General features: G+C 60.1%; 6 protein-coding genes. 2 read left to right on the plus strand and 4 right to left on the minus strand.

Annotation, left to right across the window (positions count from 1 at the left end):
* Nucleotides 1–179: 179 nt before the first annotated feature.
* Both HMPREF0178_RS15125 and HMPREF0178_RS15130 read left to right on the plus strand, forming a co-directional pair.
* On the plus strand, nt 180–3,146 hold the full coding sequence (locus HMPREF0178_RS15125) for a response regulator (RefSeq protein ID WP_009380556.1): 2,967 nt from the start codon (nt 180–182) through the stop codon (nt 3,144–3,146).
* A gap of 170 nt (nt 3,147–3,316) precedes the next feature.
* Nucleotides 3,317–3,955, plus strand: coding sequence for a hypothetical protein (locus tag HMPREF0178_RS15130; protein WP_232281289.1), 639 nt, complete (start codon nt 3,317–3,319; stop codon nt 3,953–3,955).
* A gap of 366 nt (nt 3,956–4,321) precedes the next feature.
* Here HMPREF0178_RS15130 and HMPREF0178_RS22640 read toward each other — a convergent pair whose 3' ends face one another.
* The 4 genes from HMPREF0178_RS22640 to HMPREF0178_RS22090 all read right to left on the minus strand — a co-directional run.
* Nucleotides 4,322–4,621 (minus strand): PAAR domain-containing protein, encoded by a 300-nt coding sequence (locus HMPREF0178_RS22640; protein WP_009380558.1) that lies wholly within the window; start codon nt 4,619–4,621, stop codon nt 4,322–4,324.
* 78 nt (nt 4,622–4,699) lie between these two features.
* Complete coding sequence (locus tag HMPREF0178_RS15140) at nt 4,700–6,799, minus strand: type VI secretion system Vgr family protein (RefSeq protein WP_009380559.1); 2,100 nt, start codon at nt 6,797–6,799, stop codon at nt 4,700–4,702.
* Between the two features lie 15 nt (nt 6,800–6,814).
* A complete protein-coding gene (locus HMPREF0178_RS15145) occupies nt 6,815–7,495 on the minus strand; it encodes a YopT-type cysteine protease domain-containing protein (protein WP_009380564.1) in 681 nt (226 codons plus the stop codon).
* Nucleotides 7,485–7,891 (minus strand): type VI secretion system baseplate subunit TssG (locus tag HMPREF0178_RS22090; RefSeq protein WP_198134991.1); only part of this gene is annotated, 407 nt, incomplete at its 5' end. The genes HMPREF0178_RS22090 and HMPREF0178_RS15145, both read right to left, overlap by 11 nt.

A 7,891-nucleotide genomic window follows, 5' to 3' on the forward strand; every position in this document is an offset into this window, starting at 1 on the left:
AAAGAAAGAAAGAAAGCCTTTATCCAGAAAAGGTTCCCTCTCCCCAATGCCTCTATGCCCTTTCAAAGCCCTTCCTCCCACCTTCCCCGAAAATCGGTTGCGGCCTACAAGTCAAAAGGCTAAAATGATTTCACCATCAACGCTCTCGGCCCCGCCGTCCGCAAACGCACCCCGACCACATGCCAAAACGTCTTACGCTGTTCGCTCCCGTCCTGCTCGCCGTAGTCCTGTCCATCGGGATCATGGCGTGGTTCGGCTACCATAACGCCAAGGACATCCTCGAACAGGAGCTCGTCGCCCATCAAAAAATGATCGCCCAAAGCGCCGTCGATGCCATCCACACCTATTTTACCGGCATCACAGAGAACGTCGAGACGCTCGCCGCCTCCGGCCCCATCCGCCGGCTGCTCAAGAATCCCGATTCGGCGGAAGAGATGGATTCGGCGCGGCGGCTTACGCGCCTGTTCATCCGGCACCAGTCGGATATGCCCAACCTCAACCTTCTCAACAAGAACGGCCAGATAATCCTCAGCTCCACCACGGCCATGCCCGGCATCACCCGGAGTGTCCGCACCGATTTCTCCGATATTGATCGGCCTTCCTTCGGCAGCACCACCAACGGGGACGGGAAGGTCATGGCCTACGTCAGCGCCCCTGTCCGCAGCGACGGCGAACACGGCGGCGAACGCATCGGTGAAGTTGTCGTCATCATTGATCTGGAAAATTTTCTGCAAAGCTGGAAACGCACAGCCTCCATCGCTCCGAGCGACGGCTATTTCCACATCATCAACGCACAAGGCAAAGTGCTGGCCTCATGGAACAGCGAGGCGCCTCCAGACAACATGCTGAGCCCCGGCAAGCAGAATATTTTCCATCAGCCGGAAGGGCAGCTTATCCGTTTCGCCTCCAGGGATCGGCACACCAGCCTCGGCATCTGGTTCCCCATTCCGTCCACGGACTGGCGGATCCTCATGGCGGTGAACGAAAACAAGATCCTCGGCCCGGCCAACATACTCCGCGACGGGACGCTGACCATCAGCGGAGCCACGGGGCTGCTGCTTCTCCTCCTCGTCTGGGTGCTCCTGAGCTCGCTCACCCGGCAGATCCGCGAGAAAAATCTCCAACTTGACGCCATATCCTCCCACCTGCTCGGTGGCCTGCTCATTACAAGGCTGGATCGGTCCTTCACCATCCTCTACGCCAACGACGGCTACCTGAATATGGTAGGCTATACCCGAAGCCAGCTCCGCAAGGAAAAGCGCAACGCGGCCGTTAGCCTCTGCGCGTCCGAAGAGCGGAACGCGACGATGCAAGCGATTTTCAGCCAGCTTTCCCAGAACGGCATGCTGTCGCTCGAACACCGCCTCCAGCGGAGGGACGGCACCCGCTTATGGGCCCTCATCCGGGGGCGGCAGGTGAACGATCCCGAACTGGGGCAAATCGGCGTATGGGTCATCATCGACGTCACCGAACAGAAGGAAACGCAGCTTGCCTTTGAGCGCCAGTCCTGCGAGCTGGAAACGCTTGTCCAGCAGGTTTCCGCCAGCGAAAACAGGCTCAAGTTCCTTGTGGACAGCGCGAGCATCCCCTTGTGGTCCACGGATCTCGAAACAGGGCTCATTTCCTACAATGAGCACGTCTGCCGGATGCTGGGCTGGCCCGAAGGCCTGCTGCACATGACGCTCCCGGATTTTCTGCTCCGGTGCCATCCCGACGACGTGGAGCACGTGCGCAACGTGTTTGAAAGCTTTTCCGCCGAAGACGCCGGCGGCACGCTGGAATACGAATACCGGGTGCGGGACGGCAACGGGAACTGGCGGTGGATACTGGTCAAAGGGCAAAAAGCGATCAACCCGCTGACCCACAAGGCCGAACGGGTGGGCATCGTCATCGACAACCACGCCCGCAAACAAGAGGCGCTCGATACCCTCCAGCGCGCCGCTGAACTTGAAGCGCAGGTGCAGACGCGCACGGCGGAACTCGCGGCCCGCAATGCCGAACTGCTCAAAAGCCAGCAGGAAGCCTTGGAAGCCACCCGTGCCAAGAGCGAGTTCCTCGCCACCATGAGCCACGAAATCCGTACGCCCATGAATGGGATCATCGGCCTGACATATCTTGCGCTCCAGCGCGAATGCCCCGCCGCCATTGCGGATTACCTCGCCAAAATCGACGTCACCGCCAAGACCCTTCTGCGGATCATCAATGATATCCTTGATTTTTCTAAAGTCGAATCCGGCAAAATGGACTTCGAGGAAATCCCGTTCAACCTCTCGGAGGTGCTTGATAACACTCTCCAGATGTTCACCCATGCCGTGCGGGAAAAGGGGCTCTCCCTGCGCTTTGACGTTGGGGAAGGAGTGCCCCAGTCGCTTGTGGGAGATCCCACGCGGCTCGGGCAGATCTTGCTCAACCTTGTGGGGAACGCTATGAAATTCACGCATGAAGGCAGCGTGACCCTTTTCGTCCGGTGCGTGGAGACGGACCAGCAGACCGTCACGCTGGGTTTCGCCGTGCGCGACACGGGCATCGGTATCCCCGCGGACAAGCTTCCCTCTCTGTTCCAGCCGTTCATCCAGGCGGATATGTCGGTTTCCCGGCGCTACGGCGGCACGGGCCTCGGCCTCGCCATCGCGCGGGTGCTGGTACAGCACATGGGCGGGACAATCCATGTGCGCAGCGTGGTAGGCAAAGGGTCCACATTCAGTTTCACGCTCCGCTTCCGCCGGCCTGCCGCAGTCCTCAAGGAGGCCGAAAGCACCGCGCCGGGCAACACGCCCGCACCGCTCAACGGGCTCCGGGTCCTGCTCGCCGAGGATAACGATATCAACCAGATAGTAGCTACAGAAATCCTGAAAATGAAGGGCATCGCGGTGGATGTGGCCTCCAACGGGCTCGAAGCCGTGGACATGGCTCGTTCCGGGGCCTACGACGTGATCCTCATGGACATCCAGATGCCGGAACTGGACGGCATCGAGGCGACGCGGCGTATCCGGGCCTTCCTGCCGGACATTCCCATTATTGCCATGACTGCCCACACCATGAAGGGCGATGCCGAAAAGTGCCTCGAAGCGGGAATGCAGGACCACATCGCCAAGCCCATCGATCCGGAGACGCTTTTCGCAGCGCTGCAACGGGCACGGGGGTAGGCTTCCATTCCTGCCCGGCCCTCCGAATCCTCCCTGCCTAGGCCCTCCTTTGATACCCGAAAGCCGCCCCCCTTCACAGACGGCGGCTTTCGGAGTAATGTGCTCTTATGTCACATTTCCTTTATATATCGGACGTATTTTGTCCTTGGTGTTATGGTTTTGCCCCGGTCATGCAGCGGATTTCCTCCGAGCATCCCGGCTATCCCGTACGCGTGCTGAGCGGCGATCTGGTGGAAAACCCAACCACCACCGGCGAAATGATGAGGAACCACCCGACCATGCGGGAATTTTTCGTCCGGCTCGCCAAGACCACGGGACAAGCCGTCGGGCAGGATTTCCTGCGCCGCCTTGAGCCGGGGCAGGGAGATCTCCGCATGTTTTCCCCGGATATGGCCGTGCCTCTGGCGGCGCTGAAAAAACTGGCCCCGGGACACGAGCTCGAACAGATGGAGGCCTTTCAGACGGCCTTTTACGGCGAAGGCCGCGACGTGCTCGCCCCCGAAGTCCAGATGCGTATGGCGAATGTGGACGGCGACGTCTTCATGCGAGCGTTAGAAGACCCCGGCGTACAGGCCGCCGCGGAAGCCGAACGAGAGGAAGCGCTCGATATACTGGGTGACTTTGTGGTTTATCCCACCCTCTTTCTTGAAACGGACGACGGCGAGCGCCATGTGCTGGCGCGCGGTTATGCGGATTATCCCGTTGTGGCCGCCAAGCTTGCCTCCGTGCTCGGCGGAGGAGCCGACGGCTCGGAGACACGCCCCGCCAACGCGTGCGGCCTCGACGGGCATTGCAATATTTCAGCATGAAGGGGAAAGACCGGGGGGAGCTTTTTCAAAACAGTTCCTTCCCCGAACCCATCCCGCAGGAACTTCGATTCGTGGAGAGGCCGCGCAACAGGAGTTCGTTCCGGTCAAGGGGAAAACTTCCTATCCTATGCGCAAGCCTTTTCCCGCTGTTCCTCCAAATCAAAAACCCGCCCAGACAACATGTCCGAGCGGGTTTTATTTTTGTCTACCCGAAAGGCCGACAAGGAGGGATTCGATAACATCGAAAGCCTTGGGAGGAAGGAGCCCGGGGAGGGACGCTGCTGTCGATGTCCGTAAAGCCCGAAGACGCACCCAACGATCACAGCCCCTGTGGGGCAGCCATCCACTTCCCGCCCAATAAGGAATCTACCCTCCGATTATGACTGTAGGACAGCCCATGACGACCTGCCCGCCGTGGGCCGTCTGATCGCCCATGCGGGCGGCGGGGCGGCCTCCGATCAGCACGGAAGACGATCCTTTGATGATAACGTCCGGAGGCCCTACGCAAACGGCGGAATCGCCCATACACGCTGCGGGCATATTCCCGATAAGGACATGAGGGCAGCCGGGCGGAAGTATCGGCCCGCCCACATGCGGAATCGGCGGGAGCCCCGGCGTCTGCATGGGACACACATGCATATCTCCAACGCGCGCTGCTGGCGGCATGGCCCATCCTCCTTTACGCCAATTCGGCGTGTTGCGGATAACGCTTTCAGTCTCCGCCGTACCGGGCGGAGCCAGCCTTTAGTTGATCTTCACCAGACCGCCCTTGACCTCAAGCATTGCACCCGCGCTGAGTGTCCCCTTGGCATCAGCCTTGATGTCGATCATCGTAGCCTTCTGAGTCAGTTCCGCTTGCGCGGAAACGGAAAGGTTTGCCGACGAGGAGATCTCCATACCCTGCTTCGCCGAGAATTGTGCCTTGGCGGACTTGAGCGCCAGAGTCCCACCCGCTTCGATAGTCAGATTGCCGGAAACCTTCAGCGTATAGTCACCCTTCACGTTGATGACCACGTTGCCGCCGTGCTTGCGCTCCTCGTCGCCTCCCGTTTCAACGTGCCGCTTGCCCTTTACCTTGAGGCTGTCGTCGCCATCCTTGAGTTCGACAGTGCGCCCGCCTTTTTCCAGCGTCAGCACATCGTTGCCTTCTTTGAGCGTCACGGCCCGATTGCCTTTCTCAAGGCTCAGCGCGTCGTCACCTTCCTTTAATGTGGCGCTGCGGCCGCCCTTTTCAATGGTGAAGGCATCGTCACCTTCCTTGAGTTCGACGGAGCGGTTCCCCTTTTCCAGCGTAAGGGCATCGTTGCCTTCCTTGAGCGTCGTGACCCGGCTGCTCTTTTCCAACGTGAGCGCGTCGCCGCCCTCCCCGATGATCGTCACCGTGCGGGCGTCCTCCACATCACAGGAAAACGCCTTCTGAGCGTGCAGATACACCAGCTCCGCATCCTTCGTATCGTCGAAGCGCAGCTCATTGCCGGCCTGTCCGTCCGGAAAGCTCCGGGTCAGCAGGCCGGAACAGGCCGCGTGCTCCGGCAGCGCCCACGGCGGCGGATTACCCGAATTGTAGACCATGCCCGTCACAAGGGGCCGATCCGGATCTCCCCCGACAAAACTGATCACCACTTCCTGCCCGATGCGAGGCAGGAACAGCGCGCCGTAGCCGTTGCCGGTCCACGGCTGTGCCACCCGCACCCAGCACGACGAGGTTTCATCCGAGGCACCCTGCCAATGGAACCGGACCTTGCACCGCCCGTGCTGGTCCGTCCAAACCTCTTCACCCTCCTTGCCCGTGACCACACCCGTAAGCGGGCCGCTCATGCGGGACCGTGCGAAAAACGGCAGGGGGCGATAACGGGCGGAAGCGGGCACAGCGGAAACATCCGCCAGGAAACGCCCGGTTTCGGCAGTGCCGTTACCGGGGAACGATGCCGTAAAACGGACTTCCGTAGCCACCCACCGGGCATTCACCTGCCCGTCGGGGTGACCCTTCACTGCAAAGGCGCATCCTGCGGACAGCCCCGGACAGGAAGAGCGCCCGCGCAGCTTGAATCCTCCCGACTCGCACGCGTCCAAGCGGATAGCGGCGAGCCCTTCGCCGGACTGCTGATCGATATGCCCGCCCAACGGATAGCCGAGGCAAGGGAACCCTTCTCCCGCGGACGCGGCAAGGCTGGTTTCAGGGGTCAGCGGATTATAGTCATCCACGGAACAAGAAGCCGCAGCAACCTGCCGTGACAGCGAAAGCTCAAAAACATGCGCAGAGGGTTCCGTGGGCGGCCCCCCCTCCTTGTCCTGCGCGTCGGGAAGCCATTCCAGCGTCGCACCCTGCGGGCAATCCGCGAAAACGTCGGGCGAATCGGCCATGACCAGCGTGTGCGCGGACTCGCTGTGCTCGAAAAAGTACACAATCCCGGCCTCCGCCATAAGCCGGCTCAGGAAGGCGAACGACGTTTCGCCATAACGGACGGTGTACTCCTTTGCCGGATAGGTTGAGGAAAGGGCATTGCGGATATGCCCGAATCCAGCATCAGTGCAGACTTTGGTGACGATTTCCGGCACGCTCATATTTTGGAAGACAGCGCAGGTACGTTCCTGATCAAGGCGCAGGAACCACGGGCGCAGCTCCAGCGTATACCGGGCGGAGCGCACAGTGGACGGCCCCTGTTCGGCACGGAACACGATGCCGTTGAGCGGACGCGCCGAGCCGTCGGGCATGGGCAGCCGTACGGTATACGGTTTGCCGATCAGCGCCGCCAGATCCGGCTGCTCGTCAGGGTAATGTTCCAGCACGTAACGAAACGGACGGGAAAGGGCCTCGTAACCGGTGAGGGTAGCGGCGGGCATTCATTTTCTCCAGGCTCAGGTAATATAGATAGAGGCATAGTGTTCGACTTCATAGACTTGAAAGACGAATTCAAGCATTGTTACCAGTTCTGCCTGTCCGAGGGCCTTGAACATCCCTAAATTCGGGTCAAACAGGTACAAACCGGAAGGGGTCTGTGCCAACGCGATCGCATGTCCGGCCTCCACCGGATATTTTATGAACAAGATCTTCTCCCGTACAGTAAAACGCATCCGAAGGAGTATAAAAGCACTGGGAGGCGTCCCCGCGCCGGAGACAAGCTTGCCGACGATTGAGGCGGGAGCCCCCATATGATTGGAGAGCTTCATCACCGGTTCAACCGTAAAGCCGGGACAAGAAAACCAGCCTGTCCCGCCCATAAGCTCATGGAACGTGTGCTCCACATTGATCTTGTCCCTTTCCTCCTCGGAAATGCCCGCCCGATCCTCATTGAAGTCCGAATACGCTTTCTGTATGGCGACAAGCGTATCCAGTTTATTGTAATCAGATATGATTTTAAAACTGTCCTCTGGGATTTTTCCGCTCAGGCAGCCGAGGATAAAACATGACGACAGGGCATAGCAGATGCCTTTGCTGCCCGCGTGCGCCGCATCGAGTTTCAAAAGAAAGCCTTGATCAAAAGAGCAAATACTTTGAGAATATTGTACAAACTTCATGACGATCTGCTCAACACCCATACTTCCTCCCTGTGCCCCCTTGCCTTTCCAGCACGATTTCACACCCCATGTCCCCCAGATACCAGCGGACCAGCGCGAGCAGGTCTGCGCGGCACGTTCCGGCGGGAGGGGGCAGAAACATCCGGCGCTGTGCCTCCGTCAGCGGGCCGAGGCGCAGGGTGATCCCCGCCGAAGCGTCAAAAACACGGCTTCCGAGCAGGGCCGTGCTTCCGAGCCGGGCATTGCCCGCATCCCTTCCGCCAAGGCGGGTGAGATCTTCCTCGGGCAGATCGATCCATGCGCCGCGGAACGGTTCTACGCGGGCTTCAACCCCAAAGGCCGCCTTCACCAGTTTTTCCAGCCCTGCCGCGGATCGCGGCTGCCGGGCCCATACGGCTGCGCAGGACCGGAACAGCG

It is taken from the genome of Bilophila sp. 4_1_30, from assembly GCF_000224655.1.
In the GTDB taxonomy this organism is placed as follows: Bacteria; Desulfobacterota; Desulfovibrionia; order Desulfovibrionales; family Desulfovibrionaceae; genus Bilophila; species Bilophila wadsworthia.

Excerpts from the sequence above, each read along its gene's own strand:
- HMPREF0178_RS15125 (WP_009380556.1), top strand. The coding sequence starts at position 180 with ATGCCAAAACGTCTTACGCTGTTCGCTCCCGTCCTGCTCGCCGTAGTC.
- HMPREF0178_RS15130 (WP_232281289.1), top strand. The coding sequence starts at position 3,317 with ATGCAGCGGATTTCCTCCGAGCATCCCGGCTATCCCGTACGCGTGCTG.
- HMPREF0178_RS22640 (WP_009380558.1), bottom strand. The coding sequence starts at position 4,621 with ATGCCGCCAGCAGCGCGCGTTGGAGATATGCATGTGTGTCCCATGCAG.
- HMPREF0178_RS15140 (WP_009380559.1), bottom strand. The coding sequence starts at position 6,799 with ATGCCCGCCGCTACCCTCACCGGTTACGAGGCCCTTTCCCGTCCGTTT.
- HMPREF0178_RS15145 (WP_009380564.1), bottom strand. The coding sequence starts at position 7,495 with ATGGGTGTTGAGCAGATCGTCATGAAGTTTGTACAATATTCTCAAAGT.